18 protein-coding genes and 1 pseudogene are annotated in these 23,229 nt (G+C 32.0%); 8 read left to right on the top strand and 11 right to left on the bottom strand.

Features of this window, described 5'->3' with window-relative positions; genetic code table 11:
* Positions 1-27: 27 nt before the first annotated feature.
* Positions 28-1,266 carry a histidine kinase gene (locus TERY_RS19460; RefSeq protein ID WP_011613392.1) on the bottom strand — a complete coding sequence of 413 codons (1,239 nt, stop codon included), beginning with the start codon at positions 1,264-1,266 and terminating at the stop codon, positions 28-30.
* 340 nt (positions 1,267-1,606) lie between these two features.
* Between TERY_RS19460 and TERY_RS19455 the strand changes: the two genes are divergently transcribed.
* The 7 genes and pseudogenes from TERY_RS19455 (at position 1,607) to TERY_RS19440 (ending at position 9,919) form a co-directional block, all read left to right on the top strand.
* Positions 1,607-3,232 carry a DUF2079 domain-containing protein gene (locus tag TERY_RS19455; RefSeq protein WP_011613391.1) on the top strand — a complete coding sequence of 542 codons (1,626 nt, stop codon included), beginning with the start codon at positions 1,607-1,609 and terminating at the stop codon, positions 3,230-3,232.
* A gap of 287 nt (positions 3,233-3,519) precedes the next feature.
* Entirely contained in the window at positions 3,520-3,762 is a 243-nt protein-coding gene (locus TERY_RS37480) for a group II intron maturase-specific domain-containing protein (protein WP_081432566.1), read from the top strand.
* Positions 3,763-3,982: 220 nt separating this feature from the next.
* Positions 3,983-4,114, top strand: coding sequence for a hypothetical protein (locus TERY_RS37475; protein WP_370495894.1), 132 nt, complete (start codon positions 3,983-3,985; stop codon positions 4,112-4,114).
* A gap of 342 nt (positions 4,115-4,456) precedes the next feature.
* Positions 4,457-4,882 carry a hypothetical protein gene (locus TERY_RS19450; RefSeq protein WP_011613390.1) on the top strand — a complete coding sequence of 142 codons (426 nt, stop codon included), beginning with the start codon at positions 4,457-4,459 and terminating at the stop codon, positions 4,880-4,882.
* Positions 4,883-6,003: 1,121 nt separating this feature from the next.
* Positions 6,004-6,855: pseudogene (locus TERY_RS31280) on the top strand (IS630 transposase-related protein).
* Between the two features lie 333 nt (positions 6,856-7,188).
* Positions 7,189-7,764, top strand: a complete 576-nt coding sequence (locus TERY_RS19445) for a hypothetical protein (protein ID WP_011613389.1) — start codon at positions 7,189-7,191, stop codon at positions 7,762-7,764.
* Positions 7,765-8,749: 985 nt separating this feature from the next.
* Positions 8,750-9,919 (top strand): IscS subfamily cysteine desulfurase, encoded by a 1,170-nt coding sequence (locus tag TERY_RS19440; RefSeq protein WP_011613388.1) that lies wholly within the window; start codon positions 8,750-8,752, stop codon positions 9,917-9,919.
* 1,402 nt (positions 9,920-11,321) lie between these two features.
* Here the strand turns inward: TERY_RS19440 and TERY_RS19435 are convergent.
* The 10 genes from TERY_RS19435 to TERY_RS19400 form a co-directional block, all read right to left on the bottom strand.
* The gene (locus TERY_RS19435; RefSeq protein WP_011613387.1) at positions 11,322-12,512 is read right to left on the bottom strand and encodes a glycosyltransferase; all 1,191 of its coding nucleotides are present in this window, start codon (positions 12,510-12,512) and stop codon (positions 11,322-11,324) included.
* 3,253 nt (positions 12,513-15,765) lie between these two features.
* The gene (locus TERY_RS33625) at positions 15,766-15,912 is read right to left on the bottom strand and encodes a hypothetical protein (protein ID WP_155994512.1); all 147 of its coding nucleotides are present in this window, start codon (positions 15,910-15,912) and stop codon (positions 15,766-15,768) included.
* A 72-nt stretch (positions 15,913-15,984) separates the two neighbouring features.
* Positions 15,985-16,194, bottom strand: a complete 210-nt coding sequence (locus TERY_RS19430) for a hypothetical protein (RefSeq protein WP_155994511.1) — start codon at positions 16,192-16,194, stop codon at positions 15,985-15,987.
* A 63-nt stretch (positions 16,195-16,257) separates the two neighbouring features.
* On the bottom strand, positions 16,258-16,446 hold the full coding sequence (locus TERY_RS19425; protein ID WP_196797125.1) for a hypothetical protein: 189 nt from the start codon (positions 16,444-16,446) through the stop codon (positions 16,258-16,260).
* A gap of 475 nt (positions 16,447-16,921) precedes the next feature.
* Positions 16,922-17,149, bottom strand: a complete 228-nt coding sequence (locus TERY_RS19420) for a hypothetical protein (protein ID WP_044136937.1) — start codon at positions 17,147-17,149, stop codon at positions 16,922-16,924.
* 684 nt (positions 17,150-17,833) lie between these two features.
* Positions 17,834-18,085 carry a hypothetical protein gene (locus TERY_RS19415; RefSeq protein WP_011613385.1) on the bottom strand — a complete coding sequence of 84 codons (252 nt, stop codon included), beginning with the start codon at positions 18,083-18,085 and terminating at the stop codon, positions 17,834-17,836.
* 42 nt (positions 18,086-18,127) lie between these two features.
* Complete coding sequence (locus TERY_RS37470) at positions 18,128-18,274, bottom strand: pentapeptide repeat-containing protein (RefSeq protein WP_370497291.1); 147 nt, start codon at positions 18,272-18,274, stop codon at positions 18,128-18,130.
* A gap of 115 nt (positions 18,275-18,389) precedes the next feature.
* Complete coding sequence (locus TERY_RS19410) at positions 18,390-18,575, bottom strand: hypothetical protein (RefSeq protein WP_011613384.1); 186 nt, start codon at positions 18,573-18,575, stop codon at positions 18,390-18,392.
* Positions 18,565-18,828 (bottom strand): hypothetical protein, encoded by a 264-nt coding sequence (locus tag TERY_RS19405; RefSeq protein WP_011613383.1) that lies wholly within the window; start codon positions 18,826-18,828, stop codon positions 18,565-18,567. The genes TERY_RS19410 and TERY_RS19405 overlap by 11 nt, the downstream gene beginning before the upstream one ends.
* Positions 18,829-18,923: 95 nt before the next feature.
* Positions 18,924-19,145 carry a hypothetical protein gene (locus TERY_RS19400; RefSeq protein WP_011613382.1) on the bottom strand — a complete coding sequence of 74 codons (222 nt, stop codon included), beginning with the start codon at positions 19,143-19,145 and terminating at the stop codon, positions 18,924-18,926.
* An 825-nt stretch (positions 19,146-19,970) separates the two neighbouring features.
* Between TERY_RS19400 and TERY_RS19395 the strand changes: the two genes are divergently transcribed.
* Positions 19,971-21,746 (top strand): N-acetylmuramoyl-L-alanine amidase, encoded by a 1,776-nt coding sequence (locus TERY_RS19395; RefSeq protein WP_044137851.1) that lies wholly within the window; start codon positions 19,971-19,973, stop codon positions 21,744-21,746.
* The last annotated feature ends 1,483 nt before the right edge of the window (positions 21,747-23,229 follow it).

The following is a 23,229-nucleotide window of genomic DNA, read 5'->3' as shown; positions in this document are numbered from 1 at the left end:
TAAAAGCGAAAAACTAACTACCACAAATTATCTATAAACAGGTAAAGTAAAATGAAAGCAACTACCATTATTAGGACTAGAATCTACCCAAATTTTACCATAGTGAGATAAGATAATTCGGTGACATAAAGCCAGACCAATACCATAACCCTCCTGTGACTCATCCCGTTTTAGTCGGAAAGAATCTTCAAAAATCCGATAGCGATTTTCCTTAGGAATACCAGGCCCACTATCAGAAACCGTTACTTGCACCTTTTGAGTTGTGCGATCAAGGATGATAATCTGAATCTCACCCTCTTTAGGAGTATATTTAATTGCATTATCAAGCAAATTAACTATTACCTGACGTATTCTTTCTCTATCAGCATAAATTAAGGGCAAATCATTAGGAATATCTGTTTTTAGCTGCAATTTTTTTGCCTTGAGTCGGTCTCGAAACTGTATTTTCACCTCTAAACATAATGCTCCGAGATCTAACTTGTCAGGTTCAATTGGTAACTTAGTACTTTTCCCTATAGGTCTTTCTAGAATATCTGTAATCATTCTATCAATCATACGCACTTGATAACGTGCCTGCTTAATCAAGCGTTCAAAAAAAGTTGGAGAACTTTTTACCGACTCATTATTTGCCCTTTTTTGAGTTGATTCTAAAGTTTCCAGAGCCAATGAAAGTGCCGTCAGAGGATTCCGTAAGTCATGAGCTAACATGGCAATGATACGGTCCTTAAATTTTAGTTGAGCTTGCAATTGTTCTTTTTCCCGCTTGAGGCGAAAAATTTCATCTGACATTTGCATTAATTCAGCAGCACAATTGATTGGACTAGAGGATAATTTTTGACTAACAACTTCTTGTGATAGAGGTGGAGAGTTATAACTGTGCCAATATTCTGCTAAGGAACGTTGCCAACGAGGCCACCAATATTCCATTTTTGCCACCAAATTTGTTCCAGTAAGAGTTTGTCTTGGTTCAGGATGAGTTTTTAGTAGAGCAGGAGTAGCAATTAACTTAAAATGTTCTGCCATGTAGGGTTGTTCTCCTACATCAATGATATTGAACTCAAATGGGTAATCTGTTTTTAAATTGGCTAGAGAATTATGAATAGCTTGAATTTGTTCTTCAGAACCAGGACGTTTATTAATAAACAATAAAAGTTGCAAGAATCCTTCGTTATTAGATTTTTCTAAAGACACCTGTACAAAATCCCTGGCTAAGTGAGATGGGCTATTAGTATCTTGTTGCCGAACAGAAAGAGAGGAATTAACCATCTGTAACGTTCCGAAAATATTCCCGCCTACTTAGATATTAGGCCTGACTGGACAAGCAGGGCGGGGTTTACCACTTAACCATTCACAAATTACTTTGAAATTTATTGGCCATTAACAGAAAATTTGTTTCTGAAATAACTTAATCTCTATTTTATATTGTGACACTCAATACTGTAAATTGCCTTTCTTGACAGTATTGAAATTATCCAATAGTCATTAGACATAATTTATACTTTATATAAATAAAAACAATAAGTCTGATTAGTGGCTATGATGACTCAAGAAGGTGTAAATTTCTGGTAAGTTGTATACTGCGAGCTTTAAGTATATATGGATAACAATGTTGGTTAGTAGGCAAAAAAATCAGTTCCAAATAAAGCTATTTGTGGTAGCGATCGCCTTTTTTGTAGTTTGTCTGTTGTTCAACCTACACCGTTATTACAGTTTTTACGCCTCTTACGACCAAGGTATATTTAACCAAGTCTTTTGGAATAGTATGCACGGTCATTTTTTTCAAAGTTCCCTCTCTTCAGCTCTTTCCACGAATGTAGTTCATCAAGGCCAAGTCTCAGAAGTATATTATCACCGCTTAGGCCAACATTTTACCCCGGCTCTTTTGCTTTGGTTGCCAATATATGTCTTATTTCCATATCCTATTACTCTAACAGTCTTACAGGTAACATTAATTAGTGTTTCGGGCTTAGTTCTATATATCCTGGCTAGACAGCATCTCCAACCACAGTTATCAGCCATGATGAGCATTAGTTTCTATGGAGCTAATGCAGTAATAGGCCCTACCCTAGCCAATTTTCATGATATTTGTCAAATACCTTTGTTTGTATTTAGCTTGCTATTGGCCATGGAAAAACGCTGGTGGTCTCTATTTTGGATTTTAGCAGTATTAACTTTAGCTGTTCGAGAAGATTCAGGAGTAGTATTATTTGGAGTCGGATTCTACTTAATCTTAAGTAAACGCTATCCCAAAATAGGTTTAGCTATCTGTACTCTCAGTTTTTCCTATATGATAGCTCTAACCAATCTTATTATGCCAGTGTTTTCTGAAGACATTTCCCAGAGATTTATGATGGAAAGATTTGGTCAATATACAGAAGGAGACCAAGCTTCTACTCTAGAAATTATTTGGGGCATGATGAGCAACCCTTGGCGCTTGATCAAGGAAATTTTTACTCCATTTTTTGGTACTCTCAAATATTTATTAGGTCAATGGTTACCTCTAGCATTTGTGCCTGCTGTTGCTCCTGCAGCTTGGATGATAGCAGGATTTCCTTTGCTGAAACTATTTTCTGCTAAGGGTTTGTCTGTACTGTCAATTACAATTCGTTATGCTATGACAGTAGTGCCAGGATTATTTTATGGTGCAATTTTATGGTGGGGAAAGAGAGAATCAGAAGTTAAGAATTCACCAGTACCATCACCAAAATTTCTTCGTTTCTGGGTAGTTTGTATTTGCCTGTCACTATTTTTTACATTTACATCTAATCCTAATCGCACCTTCTATTTTTTAGTACCAGATTCAGTTAAACCTTGGGTTTATATACCAGCAAACGAACAATGGCAGCATGTTAGTCAAATGCGACCATTGTTAGATAAAATTCCTGATGATGCTAGTGTCGCAGCAACAACTTATATTATTCCACATTTATCAAGTCGTCGAGCAATTTTGCGATTTCCCAGAATGCAATTTCGCAATGATGCTAAAAAGATTGAAAAAGTACAATATATTATTGTTGACCTGTGGCGGTTGAATAGGTATCGGGTAGCTTTTAAGAGCGATCGCCAACGACTAGAAACAATTGTTCCTCGAATTGAAGAACTTTATAATTCTGGTGAATATGGAATTACTGACTTTGGAGATGGTGTAGTTTTACTAGAAAAAGGAGTTACTTCTAATCTTAATGCTGTTGATGGATGGCAAAACTTCCGCCAAGAAATTGCTCAATCTTAAAGTTTCACGACTTACATATTACCTCTACATATAGTGTATTGTTAGTAATTCTTTAAAATATTTACACTACAACTAGTTATCTTATCTAAGTATTGAGGTCAAAAAAATAGTAAGGCTTCGTTTAAGCAAAAGCTTTATCAACAAGGCCAGCAAAATACAACAGCACAAGGTAGGAAATTACATATCTGTATGTAAATCAAATGAATAACCACTAGGTTTCAAAACACTAATAATAACCTCTAAGAAGAAAATCAAGGCCCATTGTCCAAGAATCACAAAAGTAAGTAATAGATATCCTAAAGACTTCGCCACAAGCTGCTTTAATAATTAAGCTGAACCCAATAATTAGAGGATGGTCAAACTATTACTCATCTGTAGTCAGCAAGGAAACATTTTTTTTACTAGATCACTTTGTTTGCCAAAAATTAAGAACTTGGGCTAAATCTAAAGGAAATAGGAGCATAAATATGGACAAGTACTGGAAAACAGTAGAAGATAGGAATGGAAACACCCCTATCAACTCTAACTAGGTTCAAGACAATCTAGAATACTGTTAGATATGGATTTGCAGAAAAATATGGTCGTGATTTCAGAGTAATTAGTCGGACATAACCCACATCTCAAATTTGCTCTTGTTGTGGTTTTAAAGTTAGAAAGTTAGACCTTTCAGGGGTAAGAATGGGAATTTTTCAACTGTGCTGCAAAACACGACCGTGATGAAAATGAAGAAATAAATATATTAGTCCCTCTTTGGGCAAAAGGATACAAACAACAGATGTAGAAGCAAGTGTAACTCACCCCCCAGCAATAGGTCGAGGTGTGGCAGCCTATCAAAAGTTAACCCTCATCGGAGCTAAGGCTGGGTGGTTTAAGCGTGCCTAACAGCTGGGGAGGATCTCAATAGTCACAAAGGATACTTTAAGTCAGAAGTTAGAATAAGCGAAACCCCTCAACATCAACTATATACCTGCTCATTCCTATATCAATATTTTCAATACAGAAATTCAAAAGCGCTGAATTTAGTGCTATACTAAATCCGGTTTAGAAAGCAACTAATATCTGAAGGTAAGGTACTTATGAGTCAGGCAGCAGGCAGAAGGGTTAGAGAAAAATAAAAAAAAATATGATTTCGATAAGCAGATTTACTATTATCCCATATTAGATAAAAAAACGTGATATAATTTACAATAGTTAATATTTGTAAATATTTGTGGCTAGACAAAAATGTACAGTAACACTTTTTTTAATTTTCCTGTTTATACAGTAATTCAGTTGACATTGTTGTTTGCTATTCTCTTAGGAGTTGTTTTTAAAGATATGTTGGAGTATAAATTAACTCTCTGGTCTCAAGGCAAAAACTATAAAAGAAAAATAGATCATCAAACACCTAATATAATAGCTACTTATTTAGGGACTACTTTATTTGTCTTTTTATGTGTGGCAGCTAGTCTTTCTGTATTTAATATTATTGAATGGTTATCTATTCTGATGGGTGCAATAGTAGTATTTCCAACTGCTTTATTGATTTGGGTGCAATTAGGATCAATGTTTGATTTGATGGCAAATGAGGGGATAGAAGCTATTAATATTGAAAAAGAATATATGTTGGGAGACAGAAAAGTAAAGGCAGGAGAAACAACTAATCAATAATTACTGATATTTTTAATAATTACGAATCTTTTTTTAGTAGTCTCACTAAATAAGCACCTACATATAATTATTGACTAAGGGTGATGTTTATACAGGGATTATATTTCAGCTTCTAAGTAGGTAAGCACTAATAAATCTTACTATATAACAACATATTAGTGTAGTCGAAACTCAAGAGAATTGCCTCTTTACACTTCGTTTTACTCTCTGCGGAGATAATTACCTGTGCTAAATTAATTTAACATTTTTCAGATAGATAGTAGGAGTAGGGAGTAGGGAAAAAAATATACCATTAAACTCTATAAGTAGATAAAAATAATTGAGTCTACCTACTTAACAAAAGTTGCAAATATAAAATTAATTTTGCTTGGCTACTTAGGACTTGCTGATGAATTCTCAAAACATTGATACAAATTATACCTAAGCCAAATTAGGAAGTTTCAAAAAATACCATAAGTTCGGTTACTTAAGTTCATGCATAGATTTGATGAATGGGCATATTGACAGCAGAAAAAGCAGGGGACAATTCCTACTATACCGGACCTGCTGACTAAAGGATTCATCCGTGTCAACCTGCTCACCTGTTGACCTACAAAAAACCTTAGCCCATAGATAATAGATGTGCTAACCCTATTTAGTTATAAATTTTCTCATTTATCTACTCAAAATGTGCAATTTATTTTGTTTACCTGCTTATCTGCTTCAATTAGTTTAAATGGCAACAATTAATTAATTGACTTTCAAGGATACAGCATGGGATCGGACATCATTAAGTACAAGGCTTGAATAGTAAAACTGTTGTGTTAAGAAATTTTGCCCGCTTTTAGGTAACCCTTGCCGGCAGTGGTAAGTCTTTCAGTTGATAAATATGGTATGTTTCCAGACTTAGGGTGCCAAAATTTCCCAGTTATGACTATCTCTCTATCTCCTTCTGTATTTTTAACAACTCTCCTGATATCATGTCTCTTTGAATAACCACTTTAGGAAAGTTTGAGTGAATTGGGAATGGGGAGTAGTTGATATAAGAAAAGCATTTTTATTATAGTTATAGTCGTTTTAATTAAGATTGAGAAAAAAATTGAGTAGAATAAAATCGACTCAACTAGAAACTATTTTTAACCATGCCTTACAGTTTAGACTTAAGACAAAAAGTCATAAATTTTGTAGGAAATGGTGGTATACTTACCGAAGTAGTTCATATATTTGGGATAAGAATAGCTTAATATATAAATAGTTATCTCCCCCCCCCCAAAATTGGAAGCAACTAAGGTAAAAGTTCGTTAAAGAAAATTAGATTGGAAAGAATTATCAAAAGATATAAAAGCAAATAAAAAATATCTCATTAGCAGACAGAGCTAAAAAAATTGGAGTTTATTCTACAGCTATGTTTTATGCTTTGAAAAGAATAAAATTTCCTTAAAAAAAATAACTTCGTTATAGACAAATAAATAGATAAGAAAGAATAAAATATTATCAGAAACTACGAAATATTATCAAAAAAATTGGGATTAAAAGCCTTGTATTAATTTATGAGCCAGGATTTTAAGATAATCAATACTGTATTTATGCCTGGTCAAAAAAAGGGAAAAAACTTGATGATGAGCCAGAAGTAAAATGAGGAAAAAGATAAAATTTAGTAGCCTGGAAAATAAAAAATTAAAAGGATTTAATGGCAACAATTATATTCAAAGGAAGCCTAAATACCGTAGGATTTGAATAATGGTTAAATGATGATTTATTGCCCTCATGAAAAATTCCCAGTGTACTAATTATAGAGAATTAACCAATTCTAACGAAAAAAGGTTATTAGAGAATTAGTAGAAGCAGGGGGTCATCAATTACTATTTTTGCCAAAATACTCTCCTGATTTAAATGACTAAGAACATGATTTTAGTGCATTAAAAAGAGCTAGAATGTATTCACCTATTAACAAATATCTTGATGAAATTATTAGTAATTATTGTGCCCAATAGTGTCTCATTCTTATTTACAATCACTATAATTCATGAAACTTCATATTAGATAGAAGATGACAAAATATTTGATTCAGTATTTTAAGCTCATCGTTTCAGCGGTAGGTACTGATATTATAATTTAAAATTGAAATGACTTGTCAAAAATAGTTGTTAGTGATAAATTTTTGGCTGAGGCTTTAATTAAAATCCCGCTATAAAGAGCAAGGTTTGATAAAATAGCCGATAAACTAACTACTGTCCAGCTATACCTGTTTTGAAAACTTTGCCCTAAATGGCAAGATTTGATAGAAAAACAGACTTAAGGCCAGGGTAAAATTTTGTGAGGTAGTCATGCGTCTTCCAAAACAGACAATTTTGACAAGTGGTTGCTTGTCAGTATTAATTACATTAGGAGCAGTTTATCCTGCGATCGCGGCTCCTGAACTTGAGTTAGTTGCTCAACGTGAAAGATCTCGCCCTAGGGGAGGAAACCAAATTGAGGTTGTGGGCTATGTTAAAGGTATCGTTGGTAATGTAGTCACAATTCTTATAGATGAAGAAGAAGAATTAGGCATTCCTGGAATTGCAGGAAATAATGGTGAACCAACTTATGTCACAATTCCTGAAGAAGAACGTGGTCAACTACGAAGTCTATATTTTTCCCCTAAGCACAATATAGAGATAGCAGGTCTAGTACCTGGAATGCGGGTTTATGCAGTTGTTGGTAAAAAAGATGATAACCCAGAAAACCCTTGTGGTTGTATTGATTTTTTTAAAGTTATCCCAGATTATAATTACGAAAGGATAAAAGTTAATGTACCACGATATGACTTTCAAGGTCCACCATCTTTAGAGTTTCCACCGCTTCAACCACCACCTCCTATTACACGACCTATTCCTCCAGCTCCTGTAAGAGGGCTGTGGTAATTGTCAGTAAAAACTCTATAGTAGTTTTATAATGCCACTAATAGAATAGTGGCATTATTTATATTAGAGTTATTGGGAATTAAGCAATAAAAAAAGGCTAAAATCCATATCATGTCAAAGTTAAAGCATATTTTTTAATATAAAAAAAACTGAAAACTATAAAGAGTAAGCTTTTGAGCATTTTCAATTTTCCCACACCCAAAAACTCTATATTGTTTGGTTTTCCTAATGTCAACCCCACCTACAAGTTATTTTACCTAAATTCTTGGGTTTCCTTAACACCTTGTCAAGAAAGTTGTTTATAGAGGAAACCTAGCCTAAAAATGCTAATAAAATTGACTATACGACTTCTTAAAAACTTTACTATACTTAAATTTTCTATTTCCAAATAAGATTTATTGACGTAGTTATATTACTAATTAACTTCTGTGATTTTTATATTTATTTCTATTAATTTTAAAATCTAGTAGTACTTTTGATAAATAGTATTAGTATTATGGCAATTATATAGTAATTCTATCTTAAAAGTGAAAGAGATAAGCGATTAGAAGGCACCTATGCTGAAGGTAGAAAGCAAAAGCAGGAATGGTTAGAACTATTTGTCAATAAAAATAGTAATTTTTACTAATGATTTAGGGTTACTATATACTTAGATTTTATATTTCTAAATACTATTTATTAAGCATTATTTATTATTAACTAACCTTTGTGATTTATGTACTTATTTTTACTATCTTCTAATGGGAGTATTACTTTTAAGAAACGGTATTATAACTAAATTCGGTTTAGACAAAACCAATATTTCTGAAGGTAAAGCAGAAGACAGGAGTTAGAAGTATTAGAAAGGAATGAAAAAATGTTATGTATAATAACTAGACATCGTATGATACATCTCACAATACCTAAATTTGCTCCCAAGAACCTAGTTTTTGATACTATAAAATATGAGAACATAAAATAATTAACTAATTATTAAGCGATCGCTATGTTTAAACGTCCTATATATCTCGACTGTAATGCAACTACTCCCCTTGATGAACGAGTATTAAAAACAATGTTGCCCTACTTCACAGAACATTTTGGCAACCCCGCTAGCATTACCCATCAATATGGTTGGGAAGCAGAAGCAGCAGTGAAAAAAGCTAGAGAAATTTTGGCTACAGGTATTAATGCTAGTCCTGAAGAAATTATCTTTACCAGTGGTGCAACAGAATCAAATAATTTAGCCATCAAAGGAATAGCTGAAGCTTACTTTAATAAAGGCAAACATATTATTACGATCACTACTGAACATAATGCAGTTCTCGACCCCTGTGCCTATTTACAAAATTTGGGATTTGAAGTAACTTATTTACCTGTAAATAGAGATGGAATTATCGATATAACTCGTCTTGAAACAGCTTTGCGTGATGATACAATTCTCGTATCTATTATGGCAGCAAATAATGAAATTGGAGTCTTACAACCCTTAGCAAAAATAGGAGAAATATGCAAAGAAAATTCGATTATTTTCCATACTGATGCTGCACAAGCTATTGGTAAAATTTCTCTTGACGTACAGGCAATGAATATTGATTTAATGTCATTAACTGCCCATAAAATTTACGGACCAAAAGGTATTGGTGCTATCTATGTGCGTCGTCGCCATCCGAGAGTCAAAATAGCGCCTCAAATACATGGAGGTGGACACGAACGAGGAATACGTTCTGGTACTTTGTGTACGCCTCAAATAGTTGGTTTTAGTAAAGCGGTGGCATTGGCGTTAGCAGAAATAAAGTCGGAGGCAAAACGGTTAACTAGTTTACGACAACAGTTATGGGAGAAGTTACAAACATTAGAAAATATTTTTCTCAACGGACATCCGACTCAGCGTTTACCAGGAAATTTAAACATTAGTGTTGAGGGTGTAGATGGCCAAGCTTTATTGTTGGGCTTACAAAGTGTGATGGCGGTTTCTTCTGGTTCTGCTTGCACTTCTGCCAAAATCTCACCTTCCCATGTTTTGCAAGCTTTAGGGCGTTCAGAAAAGTTAGCTTATGCTTCTGTGCGCTTTGGTATTGGGCGGTTTAATACTGCCGAAGAAATAGATCTAGTAGCAGAACAGGCGATCGCCACAATTAAATCTTTACGTCAAGCAACTACGAGTATTAAATAATAGTAGGCTTATATTTGGTATAAAACTAATAATTTACTAATCATAAAAACCTAACCTTTTTCTTTGCTCAGAAAATAGTTAGGAGGTAAATTTAATCATTAGACTTAATCGATGTTCATTATATAATGTATTTGTCTTTTATACTATAAATAACTTGCTCAAATATGTGTAATTCATTTTGCACAACTATTTAATATACTTCTTGGTAGAGTAGGCAACAGGTACCAGACAACAAGGAATAAATTTTTAGAGATTTTTAGGAAAAATTTATAAAAAAGAATTTTTCTAGTGAATTTTGCTTGATTCAGTTAATCTTATGCAATAAGTCCCATTCTTGGAGGTTCTCCAACCCTTACCCTGCAGCTCTAAAATTGAGATTTTTGGAGATGTCTAATAAAAAACACTCAAAATATAAAATCAGAAAAAGAAAGGCGATCGCTATTATAAAAAAAAATTAATCTAATCAGGAGGAGGAAAAAAAAGATTTTCAAAACATCGAAATAAATCATATTAATTTTATATGATTATATCATGTACTGACATTTGCTCATACTGGAAATAAACTTGGGGGTTAGTTAATAGACTGCTCACAATATTTTTGATTATTGGATAGATATATTCCTATAATTATTATCACTCAGCTTATTAGAAAAATTTCAGGAAAAATAAGATGAATATTTATCAATACAATAAATGTTGAAAGAACAAAAATTAATTATAGATAGTATAGAAAAGAGTAGATATAGACTAAATAACAATTATCAACAGAAACAATATAATTTAGGCAAAAATAAGAGTTATATATAAAAAACACAAATAATAACTAATATTGAGCAACAGAAATAGTAGATGTAATAGTTGGATAAAAAGAACCAGAAAGTGATTAATTTACTCATAAAACAACAAAAAAATTAGTATTTTCCATGTAATAGATAAATCAACTCTTACAGAGTCTTTAGAACTTTTAACTCTTAAACCATTTTTTGAAGGTACTATTATCGACCATCATCAAAAGTCATAACTGATAAAACCGCAATCTTTTCAGTGGCATTTTTTGCTGCTTCTGGTCTTTGAAAACTATGAAAACAATTGACTACCAAAGTTAAAGTTAGCTATAATTACCCGATACAATTGTGTTTAATCAATCATTGTTTGAATGCTGCCACTATTCATTTAATCAGTACTGTTAGTGCTACCATAAGTACCACTTTTACCTTTATAATTAGGAATGTTTAGTTGAGTGTCTGAGTAGTCATATTTTTAAAGATTAATTCTGTAATTTTTTATTTTTTACCACTACAAAAAAACAAGCATTAAACATTGGGAATTAGGGAAATATCATCCCCAACTCTTCTACTTTCTATTACCGAACTACTTACAAACTTACCAACTCCTCTACTTTCTATTTCCAAGTCACTTGCGTCCTTTCTGCTAGTACTCTGTGATACACTCTATCAGTTTGTTTTGCTATTTTACCCCAGCAAAATTTATTCTCTAATTCCTGATAAGCATTATTCACCAACTCTTTGACAAAGCTACGGCCTTTCAAAACTTCTAGAATACCCAATGCTAGAGAAGTAGGATTACCAACTTTAGTAACAATACCCGTTTTACCATGTTCTACCACTTCTGGCAAACCACCGGTATCTGAAACCACCACTGGCACCCTTGCTGCAAAACTTTCTAGGGCAACAATACCAAACGGTTCGTATAAGCTAGGAAATACTGCACAATCTGCGATCGCCTGGAATTTATCTAATTTTTCCTCAGACATAAACCCTGTGAAATAGAATCTTTCCGAAATTCCTAAATTCCAGATTTCCTGTTTCCAATAGTCAGTTTTGCCACCACCAATCATAATAAATTTTATCCTATCTCCCATTTCTTCAATTACTCTAGGTGCTGCATGAATTAACACTGACAAACCTTTTTCTGGAGTCATTCTACCTAAGTAGTAAACAATTTTTTCTTCATCTGTTGCAAAATGCCGACGGAAATGTAGATAATCAAACTGATTTAGAGTAGGTTTTTTTTCAGGACAAATTCCATTATAAATTACGTCTATTTTGTCCCAAGGACTATCTAAAGTTCTTGTTACATCTCCTCGCATATAGTTTGAGCAAACAATCACTCTCCAAGCATTATAAATTAACTCTTTTTCCTTTTCATGAATATACTGTTGGCTACGATTATGAATACCATTATGGCGACCATTTTCTGTGGCATGAATAGTAGCTATTAGTGGTAGTTTAAAGATATGTTTAAGAGCGATAGTCGCATCTGCAACTAGCCAATCATGGGCATGAATTATATCAAAATTTTTCTCTTCTTTAATTAGTTTTCCTCCATAACGACCCATAGCTTCATTCATATTTCCTATCCAATGAAAAAAGTTGTGGCTTGGTCCAACTGGCACTCTGTAGACTTCTATTCCCTCTACAATTTCATACATTGGTGCTTCACCAGACTTGACTGTAACTAAATGAACTTCATGTCCTAATTTCACCAATTCTGGGTATAGTTCTGCAACATGACGTGCTATTCCTCCTATAATTCTCGGTGGGAACTCCCAACTTAATACTAGAATTTTCATAACTACTAAATCCCAAATTTTGACTATTTTTACAATGCCTAGTCTTTAGTTATTTGACTCTAAAGATTTTGATCAATATTTAATAATTTTCCTGATAAATATTAGAGACACTTTAACCTAACTATATTTTGATTAGTTAAGTCAATCCTAGTTAATTAGCATACTAAAAAATTTAGGATTGATGCCAAAAGATATATATATAACTAACACTAATCAGAGGCAATTACTATCAATTATATTGCCATTACTTCGAGTTTTTTTTACCATAAAAACATTTGTAAAAACGATTAATTTTTGCTTGATATATCAACATCAAAATTTTTTCCAAGTAACTGAAATTTTATTGCTATACTATATATATTTTTTTTGCTTCAATAATTTTACAGTAATTCATTTTTTTATTTTATCAATAGTTTTTTCTATTTTCCTTTGTTAGCTTTTAAAATAATTACCAAACAATATTATACAAGCAATATTTTTTTTGAATTCTTATTTTTAAGCATTGGAAAAACTAAACTTATATTACTTGCTTAATTATGCCGTAAAATGCTTATATTTTACATATAGTTTGTCACTAAAACTGCACATATAATGTAGAGGATTGATTAAAATAATTAGTCTCTATATATTCTGTTACATTTGTGGAAACACTAGCCTAGAATAATTTTATTTTTTTTATCTATAGGAAAATCTCTAATCTTAATCATTTTTTCCTGAGATTAATTCTGATTTACAACATATTAATTTTCCAGATTTATATTTTTATATTTTTATATTTTTATACCAATTCCCATACATTAATGCTATGCTTAGATAGCATACGAGTTATTAAGTAATTAACATTAAGTACTGATAACCTTCTTCCTCACTTTAACTAAATTAATACTAATTTTAGGTTATTAAGGTTGTATTGTACGGACGTTGTATGCAACACCTCTAACCCTACTCCCTTCGACGTACAGACTTTGCATTCAATTATTCTCCATCCACCGTCAAGGTTAGGAGTTAGTCTTCTATAGAAGATGCGGATAGAAAAGTTTTTTAGAAATAGTATAGTACACCCCCTGTCTTGTCTACTCAACAATTCTTTTTTAAAGGAAAACAGTAGATTTTAATTAAGCTATCTATGAAGGCTATGAGTCTTTTAGTTGCATACTAGCTATCCATTGGTACTTTTTTTACTAGTATTTTATTACTTTTAGCACATCAATAATTATTTATTCTACATAATATATTTGACAGGACTTACCCAAAGTAACTAATTATAGTGTAAAAATCTGCAAAAATCACCAAAAATACATCATATGTAACGGTACTGCGTCAGTCCTTTTTGGTTCTTCTTATCACTCTTTGGGTTATAAATACGATCATCTAAGTTTCCCCAATTTTTCTATTTTTGGATAAAAATATAAGTAATTAACTACTTAAGCTTCCACGAATTACTGTATGTTTATTAGCACTATGCTGACATCGGAAAACTTCCTCTTTTAGAGCAGAAAAACTATCAATTTTTTGGGAATATATTTTATTTCTAACTGTATCGTCAAAAATAAAATCTTCATGTGTAGATTTAGTCTTTTCAATTTATTTTTTGATATTTTGCCATAAAACTTTACTCCCTAAATCAAGATTTTAAAAATAACGATTAATCCGATCATAACTAACTTTTTGAGGATAATTCGCCAGATTTGTAATAGTATAAATTTTCTGACTACTTATTAAATGCTAACAATATTGTATATAATCAAAGTCCATTTTTAAAGTCTTTGTAAAATTTTTTTGATTATACATCATAATACTTGATTAATATAGAAAGACTTGACTCAATTTTTTTTCAGCAATTCAAATCTTTATGTTGATGAGACGATCGCGTAGCGAAACAATTTTTCTCTGGCGACAGAAAGTATAACAGAGCTTGAGGACACTATCCAAATTTTCTAACTAAATACAAAAACATCATAATTATTAAGCACTATATCTAGTGTCTTTCCTTAATTTTTATTAATCATGATATTTAGTTATAAATTTATTATTATACTATTTTTTTCTTTTTGTCAAGGCCATCAAGTGATTTAAATAGAAGATAAATTTTGTGATTGAACTACTTAGAGATTAGGATATCACTTTCGTTTATAACTTGATTGCTTCTGGCTAATATCTTGTTAATTTGCATCAATTTAATATCTCAAGAATAAACAACAATAAGTTTTTCTATACAAATATGAGGAATTATTTAAAAATATTAAGTAAATTATAGATATTTATAGTATTAAAACTGAACATTACTTCCTTAAGGGTTAATTCCTGAATGAATATGAGGAAAATAATTACTGATTAGATAAATAGCTTCAATAAAATCCAACTAAACAAATTAACTCTTTTTCTAGGATTAGAATGTTTATTAGCCAGGTATTGACGGATATATTTAAAACTTCACTGTACAAGTTATTAATTAACTAAAATAAAATCCTTTATTTAAAGTTTTTTTAATCCGAAAAAATATCTGACTTTCACTAATATTTGACCCGAATTTATCAAAAATTAATTTTATATACTGGGAGACGCTACCAAAATTATAGTAATCTTAAAACTAGAAAAAAAATACTACTTTTCTGAGGAAGAATCTGAATAATTTAGCTAAAAATTGAGTAATTACATTCTGTCATAACAAACTTTTGTGACAACTCTTATTTGACAAGTATATGACTTTTCAAACTAAACTATGCCAAGGCTTATGTATTTCTCAATTCCTCTGTTTATGATCAATCCGGGTAGACGATGATATCGCGAAAGAAAAGATGACTTTTTTTTTGTTATCAAAAAAATCTAGCTCCTGAAATCTTTATATCAAATCTGGTTGAATAGTTGTTGTATAGTTGGATAAAAAAAGTGTGAGAGTAAAGGAAATTGAAGTAATTGTAGAATTATCAACATATACTAAAGTTGTTGGGAAATAAGATAAAATGACTGAAGAAAAAATTGACTAGAAAAATGCTAAATATTGAACGAGCCTTAAAACAAGATAGGTTCAAAAGAGCATAAACACCGATTAAATCCTAAAAAATTTGAATCCAAGTTGGAAGCCTTTTGATTAAATGTATGAGCAAACATTACTGGGAAAAACCTCCTCAACGTTCTGTTGGAATCGCGCTTTGGGCTAGTTTATGCACCAATAAAGAAAAATTATCAGCAGAGCAATAATGAGTTTTATTTTTTATTACTTTTATGATGGGAGATATCTATTAAAAATTTTCTAGTTCAGAACAATACCTTCCAATTTTTCTATACATGATTGCTCTTTTTGATTTTTATCTAATTTTTCTATAAGATTGTTTAAAATATCAGCATTAGGAGATGCATTGGAATCAGAGAAAAGCTTTGCTGCGATTCTCCAATTCATCCTTCCTTTTTCCTCATTACCAATATAGCAGTAAGCATATCCCCTTAACTGATAAGACTGATGAACATCATATCAACCTAAAACGTCGTTCCAGCTCAGGATTCTATCATCAAATATTCCTACAAAAACATAATCTATTTTTTCTTCTAAATAAAGGTCAATTAAGGAGTGTGTAATACTTACAGTTTTTGTTTCAATAATCAAACCAGGGCGAGCAATTTTTATAACCATTTTTTCTCCAACTTTTTTATCTAAAAATTTTCTTTTTTCTTCATTACTCATTTTGTCAGTCATATCTATAATTTACACCATCAATTTCTAAAATTTGATCTTTTATTTTTAAGCCTACTTTAATAATTGGGCTATTTTGGGAAAAGGTTTAAAATTTTGCAAATAAAGCTTCTCCCTCCAAGAAGTCAGCTCTAACACAACAGGAATTCGATAATTTGAATCATCTTCAGCAAATTCAACAAGGTCGCGAGCTAAATCTAACAAAGTTATTGTTTTACCTGCTCCTGGTTCCCCTAAAATCAAAAGCGTTTCTATTTTATCTAAAAAAATCAATTATCTTAGTGCTAGGAGATAAGGGGATGACTTTTTATTCGGGAGTTTCAGTTTTGGCAGCATTTTTTACTAAATTTAAACGTTTTTCTAAATTCAGGTTTAGTACCACCTTTTCCTGTAAACGTTTCTCTAATATATTTTCTAACCAGTAAGTTTTGATTCTGTTCAGTAACTTTTGACGCTCCAGATGAGTTGGTATTTCTTCAGAGCGCTTGCCACGTAGTTGATTCCAAGTTAGCGGTTATATTTGATAATGTTGAATAATGATAGGTAAACAAGTGGCTCCCGGTAGTGCATCCTTAAGTTTTTGGTTATTGTTTCCTTCTAATTCATCTAACCTTTTTCTTGCATTTAAAACCGCAGTATATAAACACGTATTTTCATCTTGATAAGACTTAAAAAAATGTTTAATAAAAGCTTGAGCTACCCTATCTGGTACAAGTTCTTAGCAAACAATAACAGAGGGATGAAGAAGAGTTAAATTTTGGATGAATTTTGCCAATCCTAATCCATCGCAGGAATTAAAAATTGCCAGCTTTAACCCATTATTAATAGCTTTTGTTAAAGTTGCTAAAATTTCTTCAATATTCAGATTTATTTCTTGATTATTTTTATCTCTTTTCAGAGTAAGTAAGCCTGTGTTTCCTTCTATTTTGCTGTGATCAGAAAACAAAAAATATCCCAGTTATTATTCCAAATATTGACAAAATATCGACGTTGAAGTTGATTAAGAAAAAAAGGATATGCTCCTCGTAACTTTTCTAATTCTTTACCTTCTTCCTACCTTTACTTGACATTTTTCAGGAAATAAATCCCATGAAATCTAAGGTAAACGATTTAAGTTATATAATTCTTGGTCTTTACCTTAAAACAGAAAATGAATAACATCTCCTGGTTTTAGGGCAAGAATTTTTTTTAATTGTTCCTTTAGAGGATTTAGCCAAGTATCAAGCTCTACTTTAAGTTGTCGAGAAAATATTTTACATTGCTCAACAGAAATAGTTCTTTGACCTGATATAAACTACCCCCTGGGATTTAACAGTATATTTCTATATTGAAACTGCCAATTATGGTAATATTTTAGGAAAGTTTCCGGAGGAAAATAAATTGTAATTTCTGATTTTTTTATAAGAATATTGATGTTTAATAACTTCAAGTTTTACCAATATTTATTTTGAGTAACCATTGGTGCTTACAAGCTTGTAAATAAGATATTTTTCTTGCATTATAACTATTTAAAAAAAATTAATTCTGAAAAATTTACATTTGTGTGAATGGTTTAATACCTATTATTAATATATGATTAGGCATGAAAAAAGCTGCTGATTAATATATGATTAGGCATGAAAAAAACTGCTTAAAAATCAAATATTTTTACATTTATTTCTTGAGCTGTTTGTGAGAAAATATTCATGACTAAAGCTACTTTTTGCTTGTTTATAACTAATTCCAATTCAATAAGTTCTTTTACTCTTGTAATTAAGGGTTGTTCACTAGAAAAAATAGACATTTTAGCATGACAAAAAGCAGGTTTATTTTCTTCCAGTTGTTTGATTTCTTCTAAAGTCTTCCATCCATCCTCAATAATTCCTTCTAAGCATCTGCGCAAATGACCACGGATAATGAAGTCTTGCTTTACTTCTTTTAAAAATTAAAGATTGCTAAATTTGGTATTAATGACATTAACTAAGCTCAAATAAACCCCATTCAAATCAGCATACCTTAAGTTAACCCCACTCAGATTTGCACCTACCAGGTCAACCCCTCTGAGGTCTGACCCTCTCAGATTTTTCTCTATCAGTTTAGTTTTTCTGTTAGCTAGCTCCGAACTAAACTCACTTTTCCTTTCCCTTTCCTTAATTTGTGCTACAAGTTGAAATTTTTCCTCTATCTTTTGATTTTTTTTAAATCAGTTAAAAGTCGAACTGCATCAACAAAAAAAAATCTTCATGGACAGCTTCTAAAACAGCAGGATCGTCAGCAATTTCATCAGATAAAAACAGTTCTTTTATTTGATTTAAACCTTGATTTGAATCTTTTAATATAATTCCTTTTAATATAATTTTGATACTCCCTTCTTCAATAAACTCAATTTCCAAAGACGCATCCCCACTTATTTTTTTGTAAAGCTTTCACAGCAGCATTTAATTGAGCTCTAGTTAAATTTCCCTCTTCAATACTTCCAGTTATCACAAAAGCCAATTGAGTGTCTGATTTGTTGTTACTTTGTTTTGTTTCATAATTGTTATTTTGATTGTGGATAACAACTTTTTCGACTTTTTTAAAAAAATAACTTGCTTGAGCTTTAATATCAGTTTGGTCTAGGGATATATTATCCTTAAAATTTTCCACAACACAGCCTTTACTATTAGAAATTAGCCGACGGTCTTGATAATAATCACCATCAGTTTTAATATCCCCTTCGCTCTTATTTGGTTCAATTATTACTAACTAATCCTTTTTTTTGATTTTTGCCAATCATCAAGAGCTACGATTATAAAACTAGAAGCTAGATGGCTTAGGAATTTTGCCAACGCTGCCGCACCGACTGTTTTTAAAGTATTAATAACTCGCTGTGTTAAACCCTGGTTCTTCTCAATTTCCTCAACGGCTTTTGTTGCAATTGTCATTTTTTCTGTCGTAGTTTCTACTGAGTAAGTATTCTCCAATTGTTCTAGTAGTTTTTGAATCTCAGCAGCAGTTTCGGCTAAATCTTGCTTTTATTCAGGAGAGTATTAGATGAAATATCCTTCATTTTTTTCAACCATATTACCTTTATTACCTGCATTTTTTTCAACCATATTGCCTTTGTTATCTGTTATGATTCGTCGGTCTTTATGGTAGTTACCACTTATGTGAATTGTTGGTTTTTTCGGTCATAATGTTTCTTTCATCAATAATGTCTTTGTAGTGCTGTATTATATCAAATTAGGTAGTATTATTTTTATACAAAGGCAAAGAAATCTGGTTTGTATAAGCATATATCGGTATTTTTGGATATATAATACCTTTTCCTAGTTTTTTTATGATTAGCAAGTATAAATTACAGTAATAAAGCTGATTTTGAGGCACACATTGAGCAGGCAAAATACTTACAAAGATTTTACTATTGGCTCATTGTACATCATGGTCATATTCCGATTAGTTACTTGCTCTGTATTGGGATTTGGACTGAAACTTACTCATATTGGTGTGGGTGGAGATTTCTTGTAGTATATGTCGCTATTTATACTCTATTTTTATCTTTTGTGTAACAAAACTCTTAAAAAGTTAAGGAAAAAAATTTTAATTTAACTCAAATTCTCAAAAGAAAAATTTGGTAAAATTAAATAATATCAACTCAAAAAAAAGAAAGTAATATGGGAAATTTTAATCCACTGCTAATGGTTATAAGAAAAGCAATAAATTTCCAAGTATTTAGGAAAATTATTAGTTTATCTACCCTAGAGTTAATAATATTTTTAGGACTAATAAATATCATTTCTCCTAATGCTATGTCACAAAATTATGAAGATAATAATCAACTTCCACAGGACTCCAAGTCAAGGAAAAAATCTCTATTTATTGCTTATCCTTCACCCAATCATAAAACTACTTCTGACAGAATTTTCTTAATTGGTACAGCTTCTCCAGAAGCTGAAGTTACTGTTAATGGAAAACTAATTAATGAGCGTAGTCGAATGGGTCATTTTGCTCCTACTTTTCCATTACAAATAGGGGAAAATATATTTACTGTACAACATCAAAATGAAGAGATTATTTTAAAAATAACACGCAATTCAAATCAACCACCTTTACCAGTAGGGGTAGCTTTTACTCAAGATTCTTTGACTCCGATAAAAGATATTGCTAGAATGCCCGGGGAGTTGATTTGTTTTCAGGCGATCGCTCCTCCAAACGCTAATATTTCTGTATTATTAGCTACCCAAACTATTCCCCTATTTGCCCAATCTCAAATAGTAAATTTACCAGGAAATTTAGCAGTATTAACAGGAGATAATCAACCTTTTCCCTCTGGGGGAGACTATTATCAAGGTTGTACAAAAGTAGAAACACCAGGAGAGTTAGGTCAACCTGAGTTTCAACTTAGTCTCATGGGGAAAACAGTGACTCAAAAAGCACCGGGAAAAGTGAGTATTCTTTCTCCAACTACGTTTGAAATAGCTGAGGTGACAGTAGAAGAGGGAGTTGCCAGAACCGGACCCAGTACCACCTATTCACGCTTGACACCATTACCAAAAGGTACTAAAGCTTTAATTACAGGGAAAGAGGGAGATTATTTACGCCTTGACTATGGTGGGTGGATCAAAGCAAACGAGACCAGGATATTTACAGATGCAACACCACCGCGTTCGGTGATTCGGAGTGCGATCGCTCGTCAGGTTCAAGGTGCAACGGAAATTAGGTTTCCTCTGCAAGTTCCGGTGCCAGTAACAGTTGAACAGGGCGCTCGCTATTTAAGTTTAACTTTGCATAATACTACTGCTCAAACTGATACTATTCGCCTAGATGATGATCCCTTAATTGAGAGATTAGACTGGCAACCAGTTTTGACTTCAACAGTACAAAATGAACAGGCAGTTAGATATAAGTTTAACTTAAAAACAGACCAACAATGGGGTTATAAATTACAATATGTTGGTACAACTTTACTATTAACTTTGCGACATCCTCCAGCGGTAAAAAGTGTTATTAGTTCTGCTACTCAACCTTTAACTGGAATGAAAATTTTAATTGATGCAGGACATGGTAGTGAGAATGATCTAGGGGCAATAGGTCCGACTGGTTATCCTGAAAAAAATGTGACATTAATTATATCAAAGCTATTACAAAATGAGTTAATTAATCGAGGAGCTTTAGTGTATATGACACGAAAGGCAGAGGAAGATTTATACCCTAAAGACCGTGTAGAAATGATTAATCAACAAGTTCCAGATTTAGCACTTTCTGTTCATTATAATGCTTTACCTGATTATGGAGATGCCCTAAAAACTCAGGGAATTGGTACTTTTTGGTATCATTCTCAAGCTCATAGTTTGGCAATATTTTTACATAATTATTTAGTGGAAAAATTAGACCGACCTTCCTATGGAGTATTTTGGAATAATTTGGCTTTAACTCGTCCCGCGATCGCTCCTTCTGTGTTGTTAGAATTAGGATTTATGATTAACCCTTATGAATTTGAATGGATTATGAATTCTCAAGAACAACAGAAATTAGCAAAAGCATTAGCAGATGGAATTGTGGAGTGGGTCAAAAAAAGTCAGTAAAATACTGAATATCAATCAAGTGCTAAAATAATATTCACTATTAAGCACACTTTAGTAGTTTTGAAATATTGGAGGTACAAAGTTTTACAAATTTAGTAGTGGAGGGAAGAGATATTAATATTAAACTCTACCTCACTATTCTCAAAAGTGTTGTCAGGAGTTTATCAGTTTGCATTTTAGTCCGTCAACGATGACAAAAGATATTCTATTTGTATTCTATTTGTGCTGGATCAGCTTCCTGGATATCCACAAATAACGTCTTTTTATAGGTGGTTCAGGTCAAATGTTTAAGTTGTCACAACTATTAAGCAAACTGAGATTGATCTCCCCTTATTTGTCGAATATTGCTATGTAAAACTGGAAAATTGTCAGGACTTTATCAGCGGAGAAAAACAGAATATCCTGTTTTTGCTTATTATTGGTCAATTCCAAGATGGATATGTGTATAATCCATTGAAAATGATGGTAGTGTGCAAATAATGATATTTGGAACAGTAATGTACAAATAGTAATATTCGTATCAAAAGTTAACTAAGGATTTTACAGTATTCTTATTAATGTACGGGAGGAAATTATAACTATTTAATTTTTGATGATATAGTTATTAATAATATATCTGTTGTTTCCCTACCACCGAGGGAATGGATATGGGTGGTAATTTGATATCATTTCTGATACATAACGATCTTCTCTTACTGTCTGGCTGTGGTTAAAAGCCAAGTAAGCAGTTAGTTTATGCAATGCATCTTTCCAAATATTAGCTATCTGCGATGTGTAACTAAGTCATTTTGAGAGAAGCCATGCATCCAGTTAGACGAACACTTAACTTTATGTTACTTCAAGTACTGTAGCCTAGATAATTTAGCTTCTAAACTTTCGCTCTTGAATAGTTCCTTCAAATACTTCACCAGTGGATAACTCGAAAAATGATTTGACATATAAATCGACACCTACTACATCTACCAAGAAATCAGTAAGTGATAGATTCTCTTTCTACTTTATAGTCTACTTTTCAACTAATAGTTACTAACTTCGGATTAGCATTATCTGGTAGGTAATATTTCATAAGTTTTAACCCATCCAATTCGCCGTAGTTTAATATGACCCTATGACCCAGCCCTCTTACTGGGGTGACTATGGAAACATCAAGAGTGAAGCTATCACCCCTACTTTTTTTTTGAAATTTAGCTACTCCCGACATTTTGGTAAAACAGTACTGAAAAGCTGATGAAAAATTCCTTAAAACACACTGAGGAGTAGATAATAATACTTCATAATACCAACAGTTTTTGGTTTAACCATAGCTACCAAAAGCTTATATAAGTCAATGGTATTGGAAAAGTTTATCTTACACTTGGTGAGATTTGAGAAGTTATGAAAAAAGGATGTTTTTTCTTAACCACAAACCCCAATTTATTTACATGACATACTACAGAGCTCGTGTTTGACCAGCAATGTTTTTGGCTGGTTATTTTAGTCTAAT

The organism is Trichodesmium erythraeum IMS101 (assembly GCF_000014265.1).
In the GTDB taxonomy this organism is placed as follows: Bacteria; Cyanobacteriota; Cyanobacteriia; order Cyanobacteriales; family Microcoleaceae; genus Trichodesmium; species Trichodesmium erythraeum.
Note: the sequence above shows the minus strand (reverse complement) of the source record. Positions and strands in the feature narration are given on the sequence as shown.